Source organism: Cellulomonas taurus, from assembly GCF_012931845.1.
Classification (GTDB): Bacteria; Actinomycetota; Actinomycetes; order Actinomycetales; family Cellulomonadaceae; genus Cellulomonas; species Cellulomonas taurus.
Window position 1 is genome coordinate 2917845 of the sequence record NZ_CP051884.1, and the last position, 22824, is coordinate 2940668.

The window sequence follows — 22824 nt, forward strand, 5'->3', positions numbered from 1 at the left end:
GATACTGGGCGGCGATGACCGAGAACGCCGCCCGTGCCATCCGTGTGGCCATCGTCGAGGATCAGCCGCTGTTCCGCTCCATGTTGGAGCTGACCCTGGGCTCCGCGCCCGGTGTGCGGGTGGTCGCGTCGGTGGGCACGGTCCGTGAGGCCACCGCCGTGCTGCGCCCGGGTGCCGTCGACGTGGCGGTGCTCGACATCGACCTGCCCGACGGGAACGGCATCGCGCTCGGCGTGACAGTCCGCCGCGGCCAGCCGAACCTCGGCATCCTGCTGCTGTCGGCGCACGACGCGATGGACCTGCTGCTCGATCTGCCGCCGGATGTGGCCAGCGGGTGGAGCTACCTGTCCAAGACCACGTCGACCAGCGCCGACACCCTGGTGCAGGCGATCCGGGCCGCCGCCGCCGGGCGCACGACGCTGGACCCGGTGCTGCTGGACCGGATGTCGCCGCGGGCCGGTTCGGCGGTGGCACGGCTGACCGACCGGCAGTACGCGGTGCTCCGCCTCCTGGCACAGGGACTGTCCAACGCGGGCATCGGCGAGGTGCTGCACATCACCGAGAAGTCGGTGCAGAACCACATCAACGGGATCTACGGCACCCTCGGCATCGACGCCGACCCGGCACGCAACCCGCGGGTCACGGCGGCGCTGCGGCTGCTGGAGGAGACCGGCCGAGCCGCCGGCTGATCCGGGTGGTCAGCGTCACACCGCTTCACCCGGGGCCAATCCCTACCGTCCTGTAGGATGGGTATCGCCCTTGGCCGCCTGCCCCCTGCGCGGTCAAGGGCCTTTTCATGTCCGGGTGCCGGTCGTCAGTCGTGGATCAGGCGGTCCAGGAGCGGGAACTCGTCGAACTCCTGGTTCCAGTCGCCGAAGTGCCCCTCGTCCCGGATCACCAGCGTCCCGCCGACCCGGTCCCGGATCGCCATCCCCTGCCGCCAGTCGCAGCCGTAGGGGTCGGTCATCGAGTTGATCAGCACCAGGTCCTCGGCATGGGCGGCGATCCGGTCCCAGTCGTACGACTCCCGCAGCACCGGCTCGGGGTCACCGCTGGGCGAGGTGCTGTACCCGGCGACCAGCACCGCCTGGGGCACCCGCACCTCGATCGCCTCCAGCACCGCCAGCAGCAGGGCAGCGCCCCCGGAGTGCCCGATCAGCACCGTGTCGGCGTCGACGGCCATCCGCGCCAGCGCACCGGGCAGGAAGTCCGCCACCGGGGTGACGTTCACATCCGGGAAGTGCGGTCGGTCGACCTGCCAGCCGCGGGCCGCCAACCGCTGGGCGAGCCAGGGCAGCCAGACCACATCCGGGCTGCCGCCGGTACCGTGCACGATCACTGCGCGGGTCATGGCCGCATCCTGCCGCGACGCGACCAGCCGCGCCTGCCCACGCCGGCGCGCGGTCGGTCAGGTCGGCGCGTCCCGCGACGGGGTCGGCGAGCCGGGGTGGTTCAGCTGAACCCGATCGCCCGCTGCGCCACCCGGTAGGCCAGCACCGACACCCGGCGCCCGGTCCGGCCCGGGAGGTTGCTCAGCTGCCCGAGCACCGACCAGCGCACCCGGCGGTACAGCCAGCGGTCCTGCGCCCGCAGCTCGGTCCAGAGCTTGTCCTTCTCGGCCAACGACCCGGCCCGGATCAGCAGGATCGAGGACACCGCGCAGATGATCGCCACGTAGTGCAGGCGGTACGCACGCAACCGCCGGTCGGACACCGGCGTCGACGCGACGTGGTCCAGCATCAGCCGGTTCACCCGGAGCTGCTGGTCCAGGCGGCGCAGCATCACCGACTCCTGCACCGACTGGTCGGAGCGTCCGATGAAGTACCGGTACAGGTCGACATCCAGGTAGGTCAGCGTCCGCACCCGGCTCAGCGGCACCAACGCGTAGAGGTTGTCCACGTAGAAGGTGTGCTCCGGCAGCCGCAGCCCGACCTCGCGCAGCACCGCGGTGCGGTAGGTCAGGGCGTGCATCATCAGGTACTGCCGCTTGGCGAACCGGCGGGTGCGCTGCCAGCCGATCGCCTCCCCGGTCGGCAGGGCACCCCGGTAGTGCACCACCGTCTTGTGCTTCTTGCCGACCTTCTCGTAGACGAAGTTCGACACCAGCAGATCGACCTCGGGGCCGGTGCTCAGCCGCTCGACCACCGCTGCCAGCGCCTGCGGGTTCAACCAGTCGTCGGCATCCAGCACCTTGAGGTAGTCGCCGCGGGCGTGCGCCAGGCCGGTGTTGATCGCCGCCCCGTGCCCGCCGTTGGCCTGCCGGATCAACCGGGCCAGACCCCGGTCCACGTACTGCTGGGCCAGAGCCGCGGTGTCATCGGTGGATCCGTCGTCGACGACCAGCACCTCGACCCCGGCCACCCCCACCACCGAGTCCAGCGCCCGGCCCAGGTACCCGGCGGCGTTGTAGGCCGGGACCACGACGGTCAGCACCGGGGTCATGCCACCGGCTCCGGCTTCGGCTCCGGCTCCTGCTTGAAGATCACCTTGAAGATCGGGAAGAACACCCAGAAGGAGATCGCGGCGTTGATGATCATGGTGACGAAGTCGGCCAGCGTCTCGCCGGTGCCGCCCCAGCCCCAGGTATCGATGAACAGGTCGTAGATCGGGGTCTTGTAGAGGCCCTGCGCCGCGGCGGCCAGGATCGTGATGATGACGTAGGCGATCGCGTACCAGAACGCCGCCTTGCCGATCGACGAATTCGACTTGAAGGTGATGCTCCGCTGGGCGAAGAAGTTGATCACCTGGGCGATCAGCAACGTGATCTGCACCGCGAGGAAGTAGGCGAGACCGCCACCGCCCTGGGGCAGCGCACCGGCGGCGTAATCGAAGATGAAGTACTGCGACCCGTCCGGGTTCGACCCGATCGGCCACACCTGGAACGCCGTGTCCACCAGCGAGGTCATGCCGAAGACCCACTTGATCAACGGCATCAACGCCAGCTGCAGCACGGTGATGCCGTTGCTCAGCACCAGGAACACGATGAACTGCGCGAGGCCGGGGCGCTTGACGGCGAAACGACGCCAGGCGGCGGTGAGGCGGGACATGCGAGGGCCTTCCAGATCAGAGCTGTGCGGCGGTGCGCCGGTTGGCGCACCAGTTGCGGACGAATGCGGCCACGGTGCGTCCCGTGCCGGAGAAGAAGTGCCCGTTCACGATCCGGACGATGCCGTCCACCATCTCGGTGCTGACCATGCCGTTGGTCATCTTCCCGATGGCCCGGAACGGCATGTTGAGCAGGAACAGGATGTTCAGGTCGGGCGCGCCCTTGCGATCGGCCGCCGCACGCCGGGAGGCCAGGATCCGATAGGCGAGGCGGGCCAGCGGTGAGGGGGCGTGCTCCATCGCCGACAGCGGGTCGTTCACCCCGAGCGGCCCGGCCCGGCGCGGTTCCGGCAGCGGGCGGCCGAGCAGCGCGGAGAAGTCGGCGTCGGTGACCGCGGCGACCTGACCGGTGCGGTAAGCCTCCGGCAGTGCCTCGGTGCGCGGCTCGACGGTTCCGGTGACCTCGACGTCGGCGGACAGCGGCAGGTCGTCGACGTGCGACCCGGCCAGGATCGTCCAGGTGCCCGACTCCACCTGCCAGGCACCGGTCGCGATGTCCCAGTGCCGGAAGGAGGCCAGCGGGATCGTCACGGTGCGCGACTCCCCCGCCGCCAGCTCCACCCGGGCGAATCCGGCGAGGGTCCGGGTCGGCCGGTGCACACCCGGGGTCCGGCGGCGGGCGTACACCTGCGCGACGTGCGCACCGGCCCGGTCGCCGGTGTTGGTCACGGTCACCGTCGCCGACTCGGGGGTCGCGGTCAGGTCGCTCAGCGCGAAGTCGGTGTAGGACAGCCCGAAGCCGAAGGGGAAGGCCACCGGGACACCCGCGGTCGTGAAGTAGCGGTAGCCGACGTACAGGCCCTCGCGGTACTGCGCGTACTGGCCCTCGGAGGGGAAGTGGTCGGCCATCGGGGTGTCGCCCAGCGTCACGGGCACCGTCTCGGCCAACCGGCCGGAGGGGTTCACCGCGCCGGTCAGCACGTCCAGGACGCCGCCCGCGCCCGCCTGGCCGGAGAGGTAGGCGTGCAGCACCGCCTGCGCCGAGTCCAGCCACGGCATCTCGACCACACCACCGGCCGCGAGCACCACGACCACGCGCGCCCCCGACCCGGCCAGCGCCGTCAGCAGCTCCACCTGGGCGTCCGGCAGCCGCAGATCGGCGCGGTCCATCCCCTCGGACTCCGCGACCTCCGGCAGTCCGAGGAACAGCAGGGTCACATCGGCCCGCCCGGCTGCCGCCAGTGCGGCATCCCGCAGCTCGGTGTCCGGCCGACCGTCCCGGCGGAAGCCCGGCAGCACCGCCACCGGGTCCAGGCCGGAGTCGCCCACCAGCTCGGCCACGCTGTCCACCCGGGTGGGGTTCACCGCCGACGACCCGGCACCCTGGTACCGGGGGGTCAGCGCGAAGTCGCCGATCACCGCGACCCGGGTGCCCGCCGCCAGGGGCAGCACCGCGTCCTGGTTCTTGAGCAGCACCGCCGACCGCGCGGCCGTCTCCCGGGCGAGCCGGTGATGGGCGTCCGGGTCCACCGCCGGTGCGGTGCCCGGCTCGCGCGCGTCGTCGATCAGGCGCAGCACCTCCGCGGCCCGGGCGTCCAGATCCGCCTCGGCCAGCCGGCCGTCACGCACCGCCCGGACGATCTGCCGCGCCGAGTCCAGCCCCGCGGCCGGCATCTCCAGCGTGCCACCGGCCTCGACCGCCGACACGATGTCGTTCGAGCCACCCCAGTCGGAGATCACCGCCCCGTCGAAGCCCCACTCGTCCCGCAGCACGGTGCCCAGCAGGAACGGGTCCTCGTGGGCGTACACCCCGTTGATCAGGTTGTAGGAGGACATGATCGACCGCGGGTGCGCCTCGGTCACCACGATCCCGAAGGCCGACAGGTAGACCTCACGCAGCGTGCGCTCGTCCACGATCGAGTCCGACGCCATCCGGCGCAGCTCCTGGGAGTTCGCCGCGAAGTGCTTCGGGCAGGCCGCCACCCCCTGCGACTGGATGCCGCGCACGTAGCCCGCCGCGAGCTTGCCCGACAGCAGCGGGTCCTCGGAGAAGTACTCGAAGTTGCGGCCACCCACCGGCGACCGCTTGATGTTCAGCCCGGGGCCGAGCAGCACGTCCACGTCCTGCGCCGCCGCCTCGGCGCCCAGCGCCGCACCCACCCGCTCGGCCAGCTCCGGGTCCCACGAGTTCGCCACCGCCGCCGCCGTCGGGAAGCAGGTCGCCTCCTGCGACGCCGCGATCCCCAGGTGGTCGGCCGACCCCAGCTGCTTGCGCACCCCATGCGGCCCGTCCGCCATCAGCAGCGAGCGCACCCCCCGCCGCGGCAGCTCCCGGGTCCCGAACACCGACCCACCGGTCAGCAGCGCCGCCTTCTCCAACAGGGTCAGCGCGTCCACGCCCGTCATGCGTCTCCTCGGCGAGTCGTCCTGGCGGCACCCGGGCGGCGCGGCCATGCGTCGTCGACGGGTGCGGGTCGGCCCTGGTCGGGGCGACGCACCGAGTGAACCTGAGCGGGGGGTGGTGCGGGGGCGCGGATGGATGGTCCGTCGGTTTGGGCGCACAACCTGTCGGTCGGACGGCATTGCACGGCGAGCGGACCGGCTGCTCGTGCCGGCCGGCCGCGCCGTGGGGGTATCGCCCTGCGGTCGTGCCCTACCCGAGCCCTCGGGAGATGAGGTCGGCAACCCGGCCCGCGACCGCGATGGTCGTCAGGTTCGTGTTCGCGCGCGGCACCACGGGGATGAGGGAGGCGTCGCCGATGTGGACGTTCGTCAGGCCGTGCACCTTCCCGTCCGGGCCGGCGACGGCCATCGCATCGCCGTCGGGCCCCATGGCGCAGGTGCCCACGGGGTGCCAGTAGCCGGCCTGCGTCCCACCGACGGCGTCCCTCTGCGCCGACGTCCACGGCTGCAACGTCGCGAGCTCCTTGACCGGCGCCGTCCCCGCGAGGGCGTGCACGACGTCGACGCCGTCGAGCACGACCCGCCGGTCGTACCCCTCGGCGTCGCTGAAGTACCGCGGCTCGATGAGGGGCGTGTCGGACGGGTCGAGCGATCGAGCCCGGACGAAACCCCGCGAGCGCGGCACCAGCCCGAACACATGGATCGACACCTCGAGGGGGCCCACGAACTGCCCCAGGTGATCCTCGGCCCGCCCTGCCGTCGGCACGATGTGCAGGTCCCAGTAGTCGTCCTCGGCCATGCTGGACCGCGCCTTCACCAGGCTCTGCGGGACGTAGACCTCATGGTCCGGCAGGACATGGGCGGCGGTGGGCTCGAGCTTCACCTGGACCTTGGGATGGTCGATCAGGTTGGCGCCGACCCCCTCCAACGGGAGCGCCACCCGAACCCCGAGGTCCCGCAGCACGGAGCGGGGTCCGATACCGCTGCGCATCAGCAGCGGCGGATCCCCGTAGGCGCCCGCCGCCAGCACGACCGTGCCCGCCGCGACCACCTCCCGGCGACCCGCTCGCACGATCTCGACACCGACGCAACGATCACCTTCGATGATCAACCTGCTGGCAGACGCCTGGGCGACCACACGGAGGTTCCGGCGACCCCGCGCCGGGTCGAGGTAGGCGAAGGCCGCATTCCACCGGGTGTGCCCGACCGCGTTGAGCGGGACCCAGCCCGTGCCTTCGGTGGCGTCGATGGCATTGACGTCGTCGAGCACGGGGACGCCGAGCTGGACGGCACCCGCCACGGCGGCTCGATGCCAGTCGCTCTTGTCGCTGTCCGGCACCTGGCGCACCCGCATGGTCGCCAGGGCCTCGGTGAAGTACGGCGCGAGCGTCGCGTAGTCCCACGCACCGCCCGAGTACGGTCGCCATGCGTCGTAGTCGGGCGGCGCACCGACCAGGGTCCAGCAGGCGTTGCTGACCGACGACCCCCCGATCACCCGGGCCCGCGAGTAGTGCGCCGGATAGCCGGGATCCCAGTCGTGGCTGCGCGCCGGCGATCGGCAGTCGAGCAGGTCGTCCGGCCACCGCCCGTCGTCACGAGGGCCGTAGTCCGGGCCTGCTTCGAGCAGCAACACTGTCCGGTCGGCGTCCTCGCTGAGCCGTGCCGCCAGGACGCAGCCCGCGGCACCACCGCCCACCACCACGACATCGGCACGCAGTTCGTCGGTCATCGGTCCTCCCAGCGTGTGGTCACACCACGGCCCGGTACTGGTCGTGGCGTCGAGCTCGTCGGCGGGCGGCCACGCCGCCCCACAGCAGCGCACCGCTGGCCGCGATCAGGACGGGTTCGATGGCGAAGGCCGCGAACAATCCCACTCGGTCGGCAAGGCTTCCCAGAATGAACGGCGACGCCGCGGCGACGAGTCCGACGACCAGCTGCGAGCGGGCGTTCGCCTGATCCTCCTGACCCGGGGCGGCATCGAGGGTCAGGGCCAGTGCCAAGGGGTAGAGGTTGGCGACCCCGATCCCGCACAGGAAGAGCCCCGTCACCGCGAGGACGCTGTTGTCGGTCAACCAGAACAGCGCGAAGCTCGCCGCCGTCGTGGCGAGCGACCCGGCCAGCAACGGCGCGGTGATGCCGGGTCGCCGGGTCAGCGCGGCCCCACCCAGGCGACCGACCAGGATGCCGAGATAGTTGGCACCGAGCGCAGTGCTGGCGGCCGCAGCCGACATTCCGGTCGCGATCAGGACCTGCGGCCCGAAGTACACCAGGCAGAACTCCATCGCCGACCCGAACGCCATCAGCACGGCGAACAGCCAGCACGCGGCGGGCAGCCGACCCGAGCGCCCGCCGGGTGCGTCGGGCTGGGGCACCTGGTAGGTCTGTCGCCGGTAGCGCAGGAACAGCGCGGCCAGGACCAGGACGGGAATGGCGAAGGTGGCCCGCCATCCCAGAGCTGTCGTCGCCAGCGCGCCGAGAACCAGCGGCGCGAAGACGGCGGACGCACCGGCGCCGATGTTCGCCTCCGTGAGTGCCCGGTCACGACGAGGTCCGTGCTGATCGGACAGGATCGCCTGGATGACGGCGAGCAACATCGTGCCGGCGAGCCCGAAGACCACGGCGCCCGCGAGGGTCGCCGACACGCCCCTCGTCAGGGTGAACACCGCGGCGCCCCCAGTGGCTGCCGCAGCTGCCGCCCACAGCAGCGCACCCCGACTCAGTCGGCGGGCCACCCAGGCGAACATCGCCCCCGCGAGAGCGGCCCCGAGGGACCAGAGCACCGAGTACAGACCCAGCAAGGTATAGGAGAAGCCGAGCTCGTCCCGCAGCAACGTGACGGCCGGCCCGAAGGCGTACAACCAGAACGTGTAGCAGCCCAGGACGGCGTACGACAGGACGGTCGGACCGCCGCGGACGAAGGCGGGCGCCGGTGAGGTCGACGCCACGGCAGCCGATGGTCCGCGATCTCCTGACACCTTCGATCCTTCCTGTGTAGCGTTACACGCCCAGCATGCCCCACGATGACAGCTGGCGGCACCCCCAGAGGTCGATCACTTCGGTGGAGTTGTGTATCGTCACACAAATGCACCGCATCGATGCCCGTTCCTGGGCGAGCCTGATCCTCCTGGCCTGCGCGGCGTTCGCCTACAACACGTCGGAGTCGTTCCCGGTCGGTCTGCTGCCGGAGATGGCCCGGGACCTCGGCGTCGCCGAGTCACGGATCGGCTCGCTGCTCACGCTGTACGCCGTCGTGGTCGCGGTGACGGTGCTGCCGTTGGTCGTGGCCGCCTCCGGCGTCGCCCGGCGTCGACTGATCCTGATCACGATCGGCGTCCTCGTGGTGTCCAACCTGGCGATGGCCGTCGCTCCGGGATACGCGTGGGTGCTGGCATCGCGGCTCGTGTCGGCCACCACCCACGGGATCTTCTGGTCGGTCGTCGCGCCGACCGCCGCCATGCTGGTGCCCCGGGGCCGCGAAGGATTCGCGACGTCGGTGGCGTTCATGGGGAGTTCGCTCGCGATGGTGGCGGGAACACCACTGATGACCGCCCTCGGCACGACCTGGGGCTGGCGACCGGCGATCATCGTGCTCGCGGTCGCAGCGGCGCTGGCGTTCGTCGGACTCGCGCTGGTGATGCCGACCCTCGAGGGCCGATCCGACACCGGCGGCCTGCGCAGCTGGTTGCCGCTGCTCGCCTCGACGGTCAGGAACCGATCGTTGCTGCGCGTATGCGCCCTGACGATCGTCCTCGTGGTCGCGTACTTCGCCGCGTACACCTACATCGCGCTGATCCTCGACCGCGCGGCCGGGGTGACCGGTCGAGGGCTCGCGGTGGTGTTGCTGGTCTATGGATTCGCGGGGCTGATCGGGGTCTGGGCGATCGGGAAGGTGACCGATTCCTTCCCGCGCCGCGCGGCAGTCGTCGCCATGGGCGGCCTGGCCCTGGCATTCGCCGGGATCGGGATCTTCTCCTCGTGGGCACCTGCCGGTGTGGTGCTCTCGGTCGTGGTGCTGGGCGCGGCCTTCGCCGCCACCCCGGTGTTCCTCCAGGCGACGGTACTGCGGGTGGCCCCGGAGACCAGCGACGTCGCCTCGTCGCTGTACGTGGTCGCGTTCCAGGTCGGGATCGCCGGGGGATCACTGGCAGGTGGGCTGGCCGTCGACCACGGGCTCCTCGGCCTCATCCCCTGGACCGCCGCCGCCGTAGTGCTGCTCGGCATGCTCGCCCTGCGGGTCCCCGTCCGTGCACCGATCGACGAACGCCGCCCCGTGGCGTGAGTCAGCGGGCGGTCCCGCTCACCCGCGTCGAGCTCCGGGGCACGATCTGCCACTCCGGGTCGGTGCCGGTGACGTCGAGCCCGGCCGCGACAGCGCCACACACCCGGCCCTGGTCGTACAGCGACTGACGCACCGTCGACAGACCCGCCGCCTGGGCCGACGGGCCGTCGTCCCACCCGGTCACCGCGACCCGGTCGGGAATGCTCAGACCGTGATCGCGGAGGGCCTCCACGGCACCCAGCGCGAGCTCGTCACTGGTGCTCAACACCAGGTCGACCGGAGTGCCTGCTGCGAGCACCGAGGTCAACGCGCGTCTCGCCTCGTCCCGGTCGTTGCGCGCGAGCGCCAGGACGAAGGTGGCGTCCCAGTCCAGCCCCGCTTCGGCGATCGCGTCCTGGAAGCCCGCGAGCCGGTCGAAGGTCACGGGCATCCGGGCGGTGTCCGGCGCGATCCCGTACCCGGACCGAGCGACTCGATCGGTGTCGAGGGAGAAGCTGAGCACCACCGGATGGCGCACACCGCCGACAAGTCCCACCCGCGCGATGGCGGCAGCCGCCGCGCGGTCGGGTGTGCCGACCCGGACGAATCCGTCGTGCGTCGGGCCACCCTGGATCGCGCACGGCCGGTGGGTGTTCGCCGCTGCGTCCAGGCAGGGGTCATCCGAGCGGGTCGTCCAGAACACGTATCCGTCGACCGGTGCCGCCGCGACGCGCTGGGCGTCCTCGGTGTCACCCACCGTGGGGATGATCGTCAGGCCCAACCCCTCCTCGGCACAGACCGACGCGACCCCGGCCAGGAAGTCGGTCGCCTGCGGGTCGGTGAAGGCGTAGGTGAGGTGCTCGCTGAACACCACGCCCAGCGCTCCGGCGCGGCCGCGACGCAGCGCCGTGGCCCAGGGGTTCTTGCCCTGGTAACCCAGCTCGGCGGCGGCGGCGAGCACCCGTTCGCGGCGCGCGTCGGACACCCGGTCCGGGTCGTTGAACGCATAGGACACCGTCATCACGGACACCCCTGCTCGCTGCGCGATCTCGCGCAGCGTGGGCCGGCGACCGGCGGGAGTACCCATCCCTGCAGCGTACCGACGCGCCGAGTCGCTCAGCGAGCGGCGCGGACCAGCGCGGCGCCCCCGTCCACGTCGAGGAACTGACCGGTCAACTGTCGGGCGGCAGGGGAAGCCAAGAAGACGACAGCTTCCGCGACGTCGGTCGGCAGTTGTTCCCGGGACACCGTCTCACCCTGGTCGAACTGGGCGAGCGGGACCCGGTCGGCCACGACCGCGTCGAACTCGCCGCGGTCGACTGCGGCCCACTGGCGCGACCACACGAAGCCCGGACGGACGGCGTTCACCCGGATCCCGCGCGGACCCAGCAGGACCGCCAGGGAGGTGGTCCAGTGTTCGAGAGCCGACTTCGCGGCACCGTAGGCGGGCGACACGACCCAGGGCATCGTCGCGGCGATGGAACTGATGTGCGTGATCGAGGCACCCTCGCGGAGACGACCCTCCAGAGACCGCACGATGCGGTACGCCGACCCGGTGTTCAGCGCGACGATGTCATCCCAGACCGCAGGCGGAGGCCATGCCGTGTCGTGCACCGGTTCCACTGGCGGGTTCTCCTCCCCACCCAGCACGCTCACATAGCAGTCGACCCGGGCGGGCAGCTCCTCGACTGCCGCGCGGAGCTGATCGTCGTCGCGCAGGTCGCACACCACCTCGGTCACCGCCGTGAGGTGGTCTCCGACGGGCGCCGAACGGTCGAGGCTCCACACCTGGTCGACGACCCGCCTCTCCAACAGGCCGGTCACAATGGCACGTCCGATGAGACCGCGACCTCCGACAACGATTCCTACGCGGGGGTTCTGTGGGTTCACGAATTCCCTTTCTCAGTGTCGAAGCAGGTCGTAATCAGTGGCGAGTCGATCGATCAGATAGTGACCGCGCACGGAACTCTCGGCCGCTGCCCCGATGTCCATGCGCATCTGCTCGTCGGCGAGCAATTCATTGACGGCGGTGACGAAGGCGCGGTCGTCACCGGGGTGGACGAGCAGCCCGCTCACCCCGTGATCGATCTGGCGGGGAATTCCGCCCGTGTGCGACGCCACGACCGGCCTGCCCTTGAACATCGCCTCGGTGACGGTGAGGCCGAACCCCTCCTCGAGACTGCGCTGGACCACGACGTCGGCCCGCCGTTGCAGGGCGTTGACGCACAGCGCGTTCAGCTCCCGATCGTGGGACGACAGCGCGATGACATGCACGCGACGACGCACCGGTGCCGGCAGCGCGCGCACCTGCTGCAGCGTCGCGCGCAGCTGAGCGATCCCCTCGGGATCGTCGAGCACCTCCGCGGGGTCGGGGCCGGCGAGCACCACGTGGGTGCGGGGCTCGAGCTCCGCCGTCGATCGCAGCACGTCGGCCATCCCTTTGAGCGGATCCCACCGGGAGACCTGCAACACCATCGGAGCGTGCTCCGGGAGCGGCACGTCCTGCCACACCCGGCCGCCCGGCACCACGGCGCCATCGGCGGCCACCGCACCGAAGGGCCGCAGACACCGCGCCACCTCGTCGTCGCTCATCGTGGCGTTCTTGGGCGCCTCGGGATCGATCGCGGGCCGCACGATCCGTACCCGGGCGACCGTTGCCCCGACGAGGTAGCCGGGCTCGGTGACCAGCACGGCATCGACGGCACTCAGATCGTCGGCGAAGAAGTCCCACAGCGCGCCCTTGACCCCGTCGGGATCCTGCAACGATCCGATGTGGCAGTGCCAATACACCCGACGTGCACGGCCTGCGGCCCATCGCGCGAGGCCCAGCGTCTGAGGGTCGTGCAGCACCACGATGTCGTCGGCCCGGATGTCGGCTTCCAGGAGCGCCGGTACCCGGTCGAGAACCTGCCGGTACGTCGCACCTCCTGCGGCGAGCAGGTGCGGGTCGCCGCGGCCGTGGAACAGGTGGTGCAGGCCCTTGGTGAAGGCGAAGAACTCGTCCGGGGCGTCGATCACCGCCCACCCGCTGCGCCGACCGCGTGCGATGTCGTGGCGCGTGACGTTCTCCACGATCTCCGCGACCCCACCGCCGCGCGCACTCGTGTTCACGTGGATGACGCGCGCGCCAGCTCCGTCGGCCGGGCGGCGGATCCACCGGACGTGAGGTGCCGTCATCGCCGACTCACCCCCGCGGCGAGCAGGCCGTCCGAGTCGCGTTGCACCAGTTCCGTGAAATCAGCGATGCGCGGGAGGCCGTGGGTCTCCTCGCCCGTGTACCCGCCGACCACGGTCACCTCCGCACCCGAGCTGCGACCCGCGACGACTCCAGGACCGGCGTCCTCGAAGACTCGGCACGCCGCGGGGTCGAGACCCAGCGACCGAGCCGCCAGCAGGTAGCCCTCGGGCGAGGGCTTGCCGTGCTCGACGTCCTCGGACGTGACCAGCACCTCGGGCAATGGCAGCCCGGCCGCCGTCATGCGGATCTCGGCGACCGCACGGGTGGCCGAGGTGACCACCGCCCACTGGTGTGGCTCCAGGCCACCGAGGTACTCACGCGCACCGGGAAGCGCCGCGATGCCCCAGGTCTCAGCCGCTTCCGCTGCCGCGATCCGCGCGACCTCGGCCTCCACGTCCAGGCCCGGGGGGAGGAACTCCGCGACCGTCGCCCGGGTGGGCCGTCCGTGGGCGAAGGCGAGCACGCGCGCCGGGTCGTGCTGGTGACGCGAGGCGAACTCGGTCCAGATCTGCTCCACGAGTGGCGTGGAGTCCAGGAGGGTGCCGTCCATGTCGAACAGCAGACCTCGGGTGCGATCGTCGGTCATGGCGTACTCCCGTGATGGTGGATCAGGTGGGTGAGCGTGGCGAGGTCGGCCCGGATCTGGTGATCGTCATGGGTGCGGTGATCGGTCTCGACGACGAAGCAGTCGACTGCCCGGGTCTGGACGAGGGCGTCGACCACCCGACCGAGCGGCACGCGGCCCCGCCCCAGGGGGATGTCGCCCGCGGGCCGCGTCAGGTGGTCCTTGATGTGGGCCTCGGTGTGCAGCGCCGGGGCAGCGCCAGCCAGGTAGTCCCGCCAATCGACGCGGTGTTCGTGGAGATTGCCCACGTCGAACAGCAGACGCACACCGGCTCCCCGGGTGGCGTCGCGCAACGTGGCGAGCGCATCCGGCGCCAGGACGTTCTCGTGGACGAGGACGATGCCCGACCCGGCGATGAACTGCGCGGCGCGGACCAGAAACGCGGCCGTAGCCGTCACGTCCGCCGGGGTGTGGATCGCGCTGCGGCGGAATGCCGGGATCACGACTGCCGAGGCGCCGAGCGTGCGGGCCGCGTCGCACGCTCGGCGGATCAGCGATTCCACCGTTCTGCGCACGTCATGATCGGCTGACGTGACGCCCAGGTCATTCAGCGCGTTGACGGCGACGGCGGTCACCGGAACTCCGACCTCGTCGGCGTTCCGCCTGAGGCGTCTCGCCGTGGTGGGGACGAGTTCGTAGGGGCGGTCGAAACCTCCGTAGTCGACCTGGAGCCGCTGCGCTCCGACCCGGGCGGCGAGCAGGGGGCTGTCCTGCGGTGACCCGGGCAGCCGCCACGCCACCAGGCCGGTCGAGGGGGTCACAGCGCTCGGCTCTGCGACGGCGGTGCCGACTGCGACCCGAGGTCGTACCAGGTTCCATCCGCCCGGACGACGAGAGCACGACCGTCCTCGGCCGCGCCCCGGGTACGACCCAGGTGCTCGGAGACGGCGGCGAACGCTGAGGGCCGGGTGTATCCCGAATAGTCGAAGTCATCGGCGCGGCGCGCTCGGATTCCCGGGGAGTCGACCATGCCGTGCGGCAGCACCTCGACCACCCGGAGGTCGGACCTCTCGTACTCCAGGCGGACGGAGGCGAGCATCGCGGAGGCCGCCGCCTTCACCGCCGCATATCCGCTACGACCAGGACCGGCGTTGTGCACGACCTCGGAGGAGACGCCGATGATGAGCCCCGGACCGGCGGCGGTCAGGGCCGGCAGGCAGGTGTGCAACGCCGACCACAGGGCGTCGAGCATCACCTCGACCTGGCTTCGCCACTCCTCGCGGGGGGTGTCGACCAGGATCTTGCGGCTGGTGCCGTAGACGGCGGCGGAGAAGCACAGCACGCTGAGCGGCTCCGCGGCGACAGCATCGAGGGCGTACTGGGTGCTGTCCCGGTCGTTCAGGTCGACGCGCGTCCACCCGGCGTGGGCGACCTGCGGCCGAGTGCGGCTCAGCACCTGCACCGCGTAACCAGCGGTCGTGAGCCCGGTGACGATCCCGCTGCCGATCCCGGTGGAGCCGCCGATGACCAGTGCCCGCGGCGTGGCACCCTGCGTGATGGTGTTCATGGCGTAGTGGCCCCTGTCCTGAAGTCGACGACGAGCTTGAGGATGCGGCGACCCGCGAGATCGCGGGTGCCGGTGGTGGCGAGGTCGTTCAACACGGCGACCGCCTGAGGCGGCGTGACCTCGTGCGTGATCACCGTGCGCAACTCCTCGCCGTGAGCGCGCAGGAGTGCTGCCGCTCGGGAGAGGTGGCCAGGCGCGACTCCTCGGTGGCCGGTGACCCGAACCCGGCGAGGAGTCGCCGGATCACCGAGCTCCAGGTCGAGCATCCGCGGATCTTGCGGGTCTCCGCACACGTTCTGCGCCCGCACCTCGGCAGCGCGCTGCAGGACGGGGTCGGCCCCGGGTTCGAGCCCGCCGACGACGTCGATCACGGAGCCGTCCCCGACGTTCTCCATCGCAGCCAGCACGCACCCCGCGGTGGAATCCCGGGGCGTGGCGACGACGACGCCGCAGCACGTGTTCATCACGCCCATCACCCGGAGCCGCTCGTTCGGGTCGTCCATCTCGGCCCTGCCCGCGATCAGAACGTGGTCCGTGCCCAGGTCGCGCGCGGCGAGCCACGCGACGAGCCGACCGACCGAGCCGTCGCCGAGCACGACCAGCCGTGCCGGGCGCGCCGCCGCCAGTATCGACCAGCTGTAGAGCGCACAGGCGAGCGGCTCGACCAACACGCCGACGATCGGGTCGAGGTCACCCGGGAGCGGGACCACCTGCCCGAGTTCGATCACCGGTCCCGAGACGATCAGCCGGGAAGCCCACACCCCGTCGATCGCGTGCCCCAGCAGGAAGCCCGGATCGGTGCGCGCGGTCGGATTCACCGTGACCCGGTCCCCCACCGCGAACCGGTCGTGCCAGCGCGCCCCGACCTCCAGCACCGTGCACACGGCTTCGTGTCCCAGCACCGACGCGGCCTCGGTGCGCATCCCGCGCACCACCTGGATGTCGGTGCCGCACAGACCCGCCGTCTCGACACCCAGCAGGAGTTCGTCGTGCGCGAGACGCGGTACAGGTCGCGTGACCTGGGAGAACACGTTCTGCGGCGTGCGCTCGATCACCCACGCGGCGGCACGGGTCGCCGTCACGACGAACTCCCCGTCCCCTCGCCGGCGAGCAGCGCGGCACCGACCAACGGAGAGGTCTCCGCGGGCGACTGGGCGAGGACGAGGACCGAGTCCAGCCACGTCGGATGCTGGCGCGCGGTGTGGTGGACCCCGCGTTCCCGCATCCGACGCAGGACGGCCCGCCGGTAGTGCCCACCGATCGCGTCGATCACGCCACCGGTGAGCACGATCCGAGCGGTGTCCGGCTGCGTGGTCAACAGGTAGGTGAAGACGTCGGCGAGGGGGCGGGTCGCCTCCCCGAGCACACGATGGGCGAACGAGTCCCCCGCCTCCAACGCCGCAGCGAAGGTGCGTTCGAACGCCGCGGTGCCGAGGTCGACGGCCGCCGACTCGCGGGCCTCGGCGACCCTCGCCAGGGCAGCGGCGACAGCCCGGAGCCCCGGCCCGCTGGCGAAGGCGGCGACGTGGTCGAGCTGACCGCAGGCGCAGGGAAGATGCAGGTCAGCCGTGATCGCCGGCAAGTGCCCGATCTCGCCCTGGAGCCCGGCGGGGTCGGTCGGCAGGCTCCCGGACACCGGGTCGTCGCACCGCGCGGCGATGCCTGAACTGATCGTGGTCACGACGATCTTGACCGCTGCCAGTTCGGGGTGAGCCGCACGGTAGGCGGCGAGCATCGCCGTCACGTCGTTCAGCACCACCCACTCCACCTCGGGTTCCCGCTCCCGCAGACGCTGCACGAGCGGGACGGGCGCCTGTGCGTCTCCCCAGAGCGGCGCCGAGCCGTAGACGACACCCCGACGGTGGTCCAGGGTGGCACCCAGGCTGATCGCCACCTTCGACGGCGCCCGGTCAGGGGTGAGGTCGACGATCAGATCGATCAGTTGCTCCACCAGGTGTTCCGGCGTCGCTTCGGGTTGGTTGGTGCGGCTGGGTGTGCGCACCGTGACGACCGAGGCGCTGTCCGCGGGGGGCCATCGCGAGGCCCGGGTCCAGGTCCCGCCGACGTCGAGGACGAACTCCGCGGGGTCGTGGTCGGTCGCCGTCGGCTGCCTCGTGCTGGCGGTCGGCGTGTCACCCACGAGCCAGCATCTCCTGCTCGTCGAGAGCGGTCCGTGCCTCCAGCGCCTCGATGGTCTGGCGGGCTGCGCGCGTTCTGGCCACCGCGTCGGCGAGTTCCTGCGGCGTCAGGTCGTGGACGAACGTCGCCCGTCCGAGGCCGGTCAGCAGCGGCACTCGCTGCAGGCCGTCGCGGTGCTTGATCGTGTCCTCCAGCGCCGTGTTCAGCAGATCGGGGGTGAACATCCGATTGGTGAGCGGGAGGCCCAGTCGGTACAGCAGGTTCAGCGCCCGACGCGCCTCGAACTCGGAGAGCAGCCCACGCTGGCTCGACAGCTCGATGCAGAGCGCCATGTCCACGGCGACCGCCTCACCGTGCAGCAGCGGCGGGTCGGCGATCAGCTCCAGCGACGGGCTGAAGGTGTGGCCGAAGTCGACGATGCGTTCGAGGTTCGTCTCGTGCAGGTTCGGTTCCAGCTCGGCGAGCATGCCCCCGATCGCACGCGCCAGGATCTCCTCGTGCGTGTCGATCGCCGTCAGCGTGTAGTCGATGTGCGGGAGCCGGGCCGCGGCGGACTCGAGCAGGCTGACGAGCCCGGGGTCCTTGACCAGGGCGATCTTGGCGATCTCCGCGAGGCCGTTGCGGACGTGTCGCGCGGGCAACGAGGACAGGAACGAGGGATCGACCAGCGTGGCAGTCGGCGCAAAGTACGTCCCCAGGCGATTCTTGTGCGTTCCGCGGTTCACTCCGGTCTTCACGCCCACACCGGCATCGACCAGGCCGATCAGGGTCGTGGGCACCCGCACGTAGGGCACCCCCCGTCGGAACAGGTTGGCGGCGAGCCCCACGACGTCCATCACGACGCCGCCCCCGATCACCACGACCGCCTCCGACCGCCGCAGGAGGCCGGTGTCGGCCATGGCATCGGCGACGGCGAGCACCGAGGCGAGCTCCTTCGCCTCCTCCTCCGCCGGGAGGACGATCACCGCCACCGGGATCGCGTGGTGCTCGAAGTAGGCGCGCACGCGCGGCCCGTACAGGTCCTCGACCGTGTGGTCGACGACGACCAGGGCGCGCGCGCCGCACCGCGATGCCAGCGCGTCGTTTCCGGCGTCCAGAACGTCCACGATCATCTGGACGTCGTACTCGATGCGGTGGTCAGCACTCACGCGCCAGCTCGGCCGGGGCGTCAGCGGTCGATCAGCAATGTCGGAACGGAAGTCGTCGGCCATCAGATCCCCCTAGTGACACGGTGCGCGTCCAGATCGGCGTCCACCGGGTCGCGGCGGAAAGCCACGCGCCCCTGCGTGTGTATCGTCACACACCGTAGGACACCGACCCCCGGACCACAAGGCCCCTTTCACCCGTTCCCCCTACCGCACTCATCAGTTCAGCCGAAAATCGGGAAAACTCGTCGCGCGCATTCAGCCGATTCGCCTGGAAATAAGAGCGCGGAACGTCGATGGTGCCGACCACCGCGGCGCGCCGCCGTGCCGGGGCTACGCCGGACCGCCCCATTGGTGTGCCGACCACCCCGTCGGGGACACTGGACCCAGCAACCACCGTCCTGACAAGGAGTACCACCGTGCAGCAGGGAACCGTCCGCTGGTTCGACACCGAGCGAGGGTTCGGCTTCATCGCCCCCGCCGACGAGTCGGACGACCTGTTCGTCCACGCCTCCGCGATCGTCGGCCAGGACGGCATGGCGGTGCTCCGTGAGGGCCAGTCGGTGGAGTTCGAGGTCGGCGAGGGCGACCGCGGCCCGCAGGCGCGCAACGTCCGGGTCACCGGTGACGTGGCCGCCGACGCCACGCTCGGCGTGCTCGGCACCGTCAACTGGTACGAGCCGGCCAAGGGCTACGGCTTCCTGACCCCGCAGTCGGGTGAGGGCGAGGTCTTCGTGCACAGCTCGGCCATCGTCGGCGGTGGCGTGCTGATCGACGGCCAGCCGGTGGCGTTCCTGGTCGTCGAGGGCGAGAAGGGTCCGCAGGCGGACCACGTGCTGCCGCTCGCGGCGGATGCGGCGGTGGGTGCCGGTCGGAGTGCGGCACAGCACGACGGCGCCGACGGCACCGTGTCCTGGTTCGACGCGGGCAAGGGCTTCGGCTTCATCACCCCCGACTCCGGGGACCAGGACGTGTTCGTGCACGCCCGTGCCCTCTCCGGCGACATCGCCGAGCTGGTCGAGGGCGACCGGGTGAGCTACCGGCTGTCGGAGGGCGAGCGGGGCGCGCAGGCGCAGGGCGTGCGTCTGGTCGGCGGCCCGGTCCGGCGCGGCGGCGGCCACGACCGCTCGGCCCGCGCTCCGCAGCGCGGTGGCCAGGGCGTCGTCGCGCGCTTCGACCCGGAGCGTGGCTTCGGCTTCATCACCCCGGACGACGGCGGCCAGGACCTGTTCGTGCACGTGTCGGTGGTGCGGGACGACGAGGAGCTCTACGCGGGCGACCGGGTGCGGTACCAGGTGCGGCAGAGCGACCGTGGGCCGCAGGCGGACCGGGTCGAGCTGATCTGAGCCCCCTGCCGGATTCGAACCGGCGACCTACTGTTTACAAGACAGTTGCTCTGGCCGACTGAGCTAAGGAGGCGCGCACCCCACGGGGTGTCGTGTGCGGGAGTCTACCGACCGTCGGTGCCCAGCCCGTTGATCTCCGCCCGCAGCCGCGCCATCCGGTCGTCCAGCTCGGCGGAAAGCCGGGCGGTCTCGGTGAGTTCGGCCATCAGGTGGGCGGGCACCTCGCGGCCGAACTTGTAGTAGAGCTTGTGCTCGGTGCTCGCCCAGAAGTCCATCGCGATGGTGCGCAGCTGGATCTCCACGTCCACGTGCTCCGTCCGGTCGGAGAGGAACACCGGCACCCGGACGATCATGTGCAGCGACCGGTAGCCGTTCGGCTTGGGGTGGGCGATGTAGTCCTTGGTCTCCACCACCTCCAGGTCCGGCTGCTGGGCGAGCATGTCGCGCACCCAGTAGGCGTCGGAGACGAAGGAGCAGGTGATCCGGATCCCGGCGATGTCGTGGATGGACGCGCGGATCGCCGGGATGGACAGGTCGGTGCCGGTGCGGATCACCTTCTGCATCAGCGATTCCATCGACTTCAGCCGGTGCCGGACGTGCTCGATCGGGCTGTAGTCGTGCGCCTGCTCGAACTCCTCGCGCAGGATGGTGATCTTGGTGAGCACCTCGTCGATGCCGAACTTGTAGTAGAGCCGGAACCGCACGAACTCCTGCTGCAACGCCCGCAAGGCGCTCAGCACGTCGTCGGTCTCCAGCACGGCACCGTCGGGGAGCAGCTGCACGGCGCTCTCCCGGAGGAGTTCGACCAGACCGCGTTCGTCGTCGCTGAGGTCGCCGGGCAGGGGCAGGTCGAGGCCGGTCATACGCCTATTGTCACCCCGGCGCAGGTCACGGCTGTGGGTCCCGGGCGTCGTAGTGCCAGAACGAGCGTTGCAGCCACATCGCGAGCGCCAGCAGCAGCACGCAGGCCAGGCCGCCGACCAGTGCCGCACCGCCCTCGCCGAGCCGCGTGGACACCGCGCCGAGCAGCAGCTCCCCGAGTCGCGGCCCGCCGGCGACCACCACGGTGAACACGCCCTGCAACCGGCCGCGCATATTGTCCGGCGTCGCGGTCTGCAGGATGGTCTGCCGGAACACCGCGCTCACCGCGTCCGAGGCCCCGGCGATGGCCAGGGTGAGCACCGCGAGCGCCAGCGCGATCCACAGCACGTGGTCCGGGCTGCCCCGGCCGACCACGACCAGCACCAGGCCGAAGGCGGCGATGGACAGTCCCCAGGCGGTGATCGCCCCGACGATGATCCGCCCCTGCCAGCGCACCCGGGCCAGGCCACCGGAGAACAGTCCGGCGACGATCCCGCCCAGCGCGATGGCGGCGGTCAGCACCCCGGTGGTGGTCTCGCCGCCGCCCAGGTAGAGCAGCGCCACGGCCGGGAACAGCACCCGGGGCATCGAGGTGATCATCGCGATCAGGTCGACGACGAAGGTCATCCGCACATTCGGACGGGTACCGAGGTAGCGCAGCCCGTCCAGCACCGACCCCAGCCCGACCCTGGCGCGGCGCGGGGCACTGTCGTCGGCCTCCGGCGGCATCGCGGGCAGCCGGAACAGCGCGACGATCGCGAAGGTGAACAGCACCGCGTCGATGGTGTAGACCGGGCCGTAGTCGGCGACCGCGACCAGGGCGGCGCCGAGCAGCGGTCCGCCGGTGAGGGCGACGTTCCAGCCGATGGTCTGCAACGCGTTGGCGGCGGGCATCAGGCGGGGTTCGAGCAGCCGCGGGATGATCGCCGACCGGGCTGGGCTGTTCACCGCGTTCGCCCCGGACTGCACGGCGGTCAGCAGGTACAGCAGTCCGACGTGGCCGTTGCCCGCCCAGCCCTGGATCGCGAGCACCAGGGTCGCAGCCCAGCTCACCCCAGAGGCGATCAGTGCCACCGTGCGCCGGTCGGCGTGGTCGACGATCGCCCCGCCGTACAGCCCGAAGACCACCAGCGGGAACAGTGCGCACAGTCCGACCAGGCCGACCGAGAACGTCGAACGCGTCAGCTCATAGACCTGCAACCCGACCGCGACCACGGTGAACTGGGTCCCGAGGTTCGCGATGGACAGCCCGAGCCAGAGCCGCCGGAACGCCGGACTGACACGCAACGGGGAGAGGTCGACCAGCACGGAGGGCACCGCGGGAGTCTAGACACCGCAGGCCGCGACCCTGAGCGGTCGCGGCCTGCGGTGTCTGTCGGCGGGTCAGCCCTTGGCCGCCTCGATCGCCTGGGTCAGCGGACCGGTGGAGTACAGGTCGCCCTGGAACTGCTCGCCGTCGATGGCGACGTAGGGGGTGCCGACCTGGCCCATGTCGGTGCGCATCTGGTTCACGTTGGCCTGCAGCCACGGCGAGTAGGTGCGGTAGTCCTGGCCGGAGGCGGTGGCGGTGAACTGGTCGATCACGCTGTCCGGCACGTCGACGCTGCGTGCGATGTCCGCGATCTTGCCGTCCGACAGGCCCTTCGAGCCCTCGGCCGGCTGGTCCTCGAACAGGGCGGACACGAACTGCGGGAACTGCTCCGGTGCCTGGTCGGCGACCACGGCCGCCGCGTTGCCGGACCGGGTGGAGTACTCGGCGCCCCGCGACTGCGCGTCCAGGAACGACAGCAGGTGGTACTCGATCGTCACGCCGCCCTCCTCGCGCAGGGATGCCAGCTCGTCGGCATTGGCCTGCTCGAACTGGCCGCAGTAGGGGCACATGAAGTCGGTGTACACCGAGACCACGACGTTGCCGTCCTCGGCCTCACCGGCGACCCCTTCCTTGCCGACCGGGATCCCGCCGTTGGCGCCGGCGGTCGAGGGTGCCGTGGTGTCGGCGAGGGTGATGGTCTCCACGTCGTCACCGGCATAGGCGATGCTCGGCTGGTTGGACTGCATCCACAGCCAGCCGCCGACGCCGCCGAGGGCGAGGACGGCCACCACGACCGCACCGATCGCGATGAACTTGTTGCGCTGGTCGCGCTTGCGCTGCGCCTCGCGCATCTGACGTGCCTGCTCGCGCGCCTGATCGCGACGCTCGGCCTTGGACGGCCGCGGGGAGTTGCTGGACATGGATCTGCTTCCTGCTCTGCTGAGA

21 protein-coding genes and 1 tRNA gene are annotated in these 22824 nt (G+C 71.1%); 3 read left to right on the forward strand and 19 right to left on the reverse strand.

What is annotated here, in order from left to right; all coding sequences use genetic code 11:
• Window positions 1–14: 14 nt before the first annotated feature.
• The gene (locus HGK68_RS13520; RefSeq protein ID WP_169166437.1) at window positions 15–689 is read left to right on the forward strand and encodes a response regulator transcription factor; all 675 of its coding nucleotides are present in this window, start codon (window positions 15–17) and stop codon (window positions 687–689) included.
• A 125-nt stretch (window positions 690–814) separates the two neighbouring features.
• Here the strand turns inward: HGK68_RS13520 and HGK68_RS13525 are convergent, their stop codons facing one another.
• From HGK68_RS13525 to HGK68_RS13550, 6 genes are all read right to left on the reverse strand, one after another.
• Entirely contained in the window at window positions 815–1351 is a 537-nt protein-coding gene (locus tag HGK68_RS13525) for an alpha/beta hydrolase (protein ID WP_169166438.1), read from the reverse strand.
• 101 nt (window positions 1352–1452) lie between these two features.
• Window positions 1453–2442 (reverse strand): glycosyltransferase family 2 protein, encoded by a 990-nt coding sequence (locus HGK68_RS13530; protein WP_169166439.1) that lies wholly within the window; start codon window positions 2440–2442, stop codon window positions 1453–1455.
• Window positions 2439–3047 carry a hypothetical protein gene (locus HGK68_RS13535; RefSeq protein ID WP_169166440.1) on the reverse strand — a complete coding sequence of 203 codons (609 nt, stop codon included), beginning with the start codon at window positions 3045–3047 and terminating at the stop codon, window positions 2439–2441. Before HGK68_RS13535 ends, HGK68_RS13530 begins: the two co-directional genes overlap by 4 nt.
• A gap of 16 nt (window positions 3048–3063) precedes the next feature.
• Window positions 3064–5451 (reverse strand): glycoside hydrolase family 3 C-terminal domain-containing protein, encoded by a 2388-nt coding sequence (locus tag HGK68_RS13540; protein WP_169166441.1) that lies wholly within the window; start codon window positions 5449–5451, stop codon window positions 3064–3066.
• A gap of 247 nt (window positions 5452–5698) precedes the next feature.
• Window positions 5699–7177: a GMC family oxidoreductase gene (locus HGK68_RS13545; RefSeq protein WP_169166442.1), complete on the reverse strand. Its 1479-nt coding sequence runs from the start codon at window positions 7175–7177 to the stop codon at window positions 5699–5701.
• Window positions 7178–7196: 19 nt separating this feature from the next.
• Window positions 7197–8393, reverse strand: a complete 1197-nt coding sequence (locus tag HGK68_RS13550; protein ID WP_169166443.1) for an MFS transporter — start codon at window positions 8391–8393, stop codon at window positions 7197–7199.
• A 137-nt stretch (window positions 8394–8530) separates the two neighbouring features.
• On the opposite strand from HGK68_RS13550, the gene HGK68_RS13555 reads away from it, so the two are divergent.
• Window positions 8531–9727: an MFS transporter gene (locus tag HGK68_RS13555; protein WP_169166444.1), complete on the forward strand. Its 1197-nt coding sequence runs from the start codon at window positions 8531–8533 to the stop codon at window positions 9725–9727.
• A 1-nt stretch (window position 9728) separates the two neighbouring features.
• Here HGK68_RS13555 and HGK68_RS13560 read toward each other — a convergent pair whose 3' ends face one another.
• Genes HGK68_RS13560 through HGK68_RS13600 form a run of 9 tightly spaced genes read right to left on the reverse strand, consistent with a single transcriptional unit; the run spans window position 9729 to window position 18363 of the window.
• Window positions 9729–10793 carry a LacI family DNA-binding transcriptional regulator gene (locus tag HGK68_RS13560; RefSeq protein WP_169166445.1) on the reverse strand — a complete coding sequence of 355 codons (1065 nt, stop codon included), beginning with the start codon at window positions 10791–10793 and terminating at the stop codon, window positions 9729–9731.
• Window positions 10794–10822: 29 nt separating this feature from the next.
• The gene (locus tag HGK68_RS13565) at window positions 10823–11596 is read right to left on the reverse strand and encodes an SDR family NAD(P)-dependent oxidoreductase (protein ID WP_281358352.1); all 774 of its coding nucleotides are present in this window, start codon (window positions 11594–11596) and stop codon (window positions 10823–10825) included.
• A 12-nt stretch (window positions 11597–11608) separates the two neighbouring features.
• Window positions 11609–12883: a glycosyltransferase gene (locus HGK68_RS13570; RefSeq protein ID WP_343036910.1), complete on the reverse strand. Its 1275-nt coding sequence runs from the start codon at window positions 12881–12883 to the stop codon at window positions 11609–11611.
• Entirely contained in the window at window positions 12880–13530 is a 651-nt protein-coding gene (locus HGK68_RS13575) for an HAD-IA family hydrolase (protein WP_169166448.1), read from the reverse strand. The genes HGK68_RS13570 and HGK68_RS13575 overlap by 4 nt, the downstream gene beginning before the upstream one ends.
• Window positions 13527–14330 carry a sugar phosphate isomerase/epimerase family protein gene (locus HGK68_RS13580; RefSeq protein ID WP_169166449.1) on the reverse strand — a complete coding sequence of 268 codons (804 nt, stop codon included), beginning with the start codon at window positions 14328–14330 and terminating at the stop codon, window positions 13527–13529. Before HGK68_RS13580 ends, HGK68_RS13575 begins: the two co-directional genes overlap by 4 nt.
• Complete coding sequence (locus HGK68_RS13585) at window positions 14327–15076, reverse strand: SDR family NAD(P)-dependent oxidoreductase (protein WP_169166450.1); 750 nt, start codon at window positions 15074–15076, stop codon at window positions 14327–14329. Before HGK68_RS13585 ends, HGK68_RS13580 begins: the two co-directional genes overlap by 4 nt.
• A complete protein-coding gene (locus HGK68_RS13590; RefSeq protein ID WP_169166451.1) occupies window positions 15073–16158 on the reverse strand; it encodes an alcohol dehydrogenase catalytic domain-containing protein in 1086 nt (361 codons plus the stop codon). The genes HGK68_RS13585 and HGK68_RS13590 overlap by 4 nt, the downstream gene beginning before the upstream one ends.
• On the reverse strand, window positions 16155–17216 hold the full coding sequence (locus tag HGK68_RS13595; RefSeq protein ID WP_169166452.1) for an ROK family protein: 1062 nt from the start codon (window positions 17214–17216) through the stop codon (window positions 16155–16157). Before HGK68_RS13595 ends, HGK68_RS13590 begins: the two co-directional genes overlap by 4 nt.
• Window positions 17209–18363 (reverse strand): sedoheptulose 7-phosphate cyclase, encoded by a 1155-nt coding sequence (locus tag HGK68_RS13600; RefSeq protein ID WP_206155752.1) that lies wholly within the window; start codon window positions 18361–18363, stop codon window positions 17209–17211. The genes HGK68_RS13595 and HGK68_RS13600 overlap by 8 nt, the downstream gene beginning before the upstream one ends.
• Before the next feature lie 416 nt (window positions 18364–18779).
• On the opposite strand from HGK68_RS13600, the gene HGK68_RS16295 reads away from it, so the two are divergent.
• Window positions 18780–19706 (forward strand): cold-shock protein, encoded by a 927-nt coding sequence (locus tag HGK68_RS16295; protein WP_169166454.1) that lies wholly within the window; start codon window positions 18780–18782, stop codon window positions 19704–19706.
• Here HGK68_RS16295 and HGK68_RS13610 read toward each other — a convergent pair.
• From HGK68_RS13610 to HGK68_RS13625, 4 genes are all read right to left on the reverse strand, one after another.
• Window positions 19706–19779, reverse strand: a tRNA-Thr gene (locus tag HGK68_RS13610). The genes HGK68_RS16295 and HGK68_RS13610 overlap by 1 nt on opposite strands.
• Before the next feature lie 31 nt (window positions 19780–19810).
• Window positions 19811–20569, reverse strand: a complete 759-nt coding sequence (locus HGK68_RS13615) for a GTP pyrophosphokinase (protein ID WP_169166455.1) — start codon at window positions 20567–20569, stop codon at window positions 19811–19813.
• A gap of 25 nt (window positions 20570–20594) precedes the next feature.
• Window positions 20595–21884, reverse strand: a complete 1290-nt coding sequence (locus HGK68_RS13620; RefSeq protein WP_169166456.1) for an MFS transporter — start codon at window positions 21882–21884, stop codon at window positions 20595–20597.
• 66 nt (window positions 21885–21950) lie between these two features.
• Window positions 21951–22799 (reverse strand): DsbA family protein, encoded by an 849-nt coding sequence (locus HGK68_RS13625; RefSeq protein ID WP_169166457.1) that lies wholly within the window; start codon window positions 22797–22799, stop codon window positions 21951–21953.
• Window positions 22800–22824: the final 25 nt, after the last annotated feature.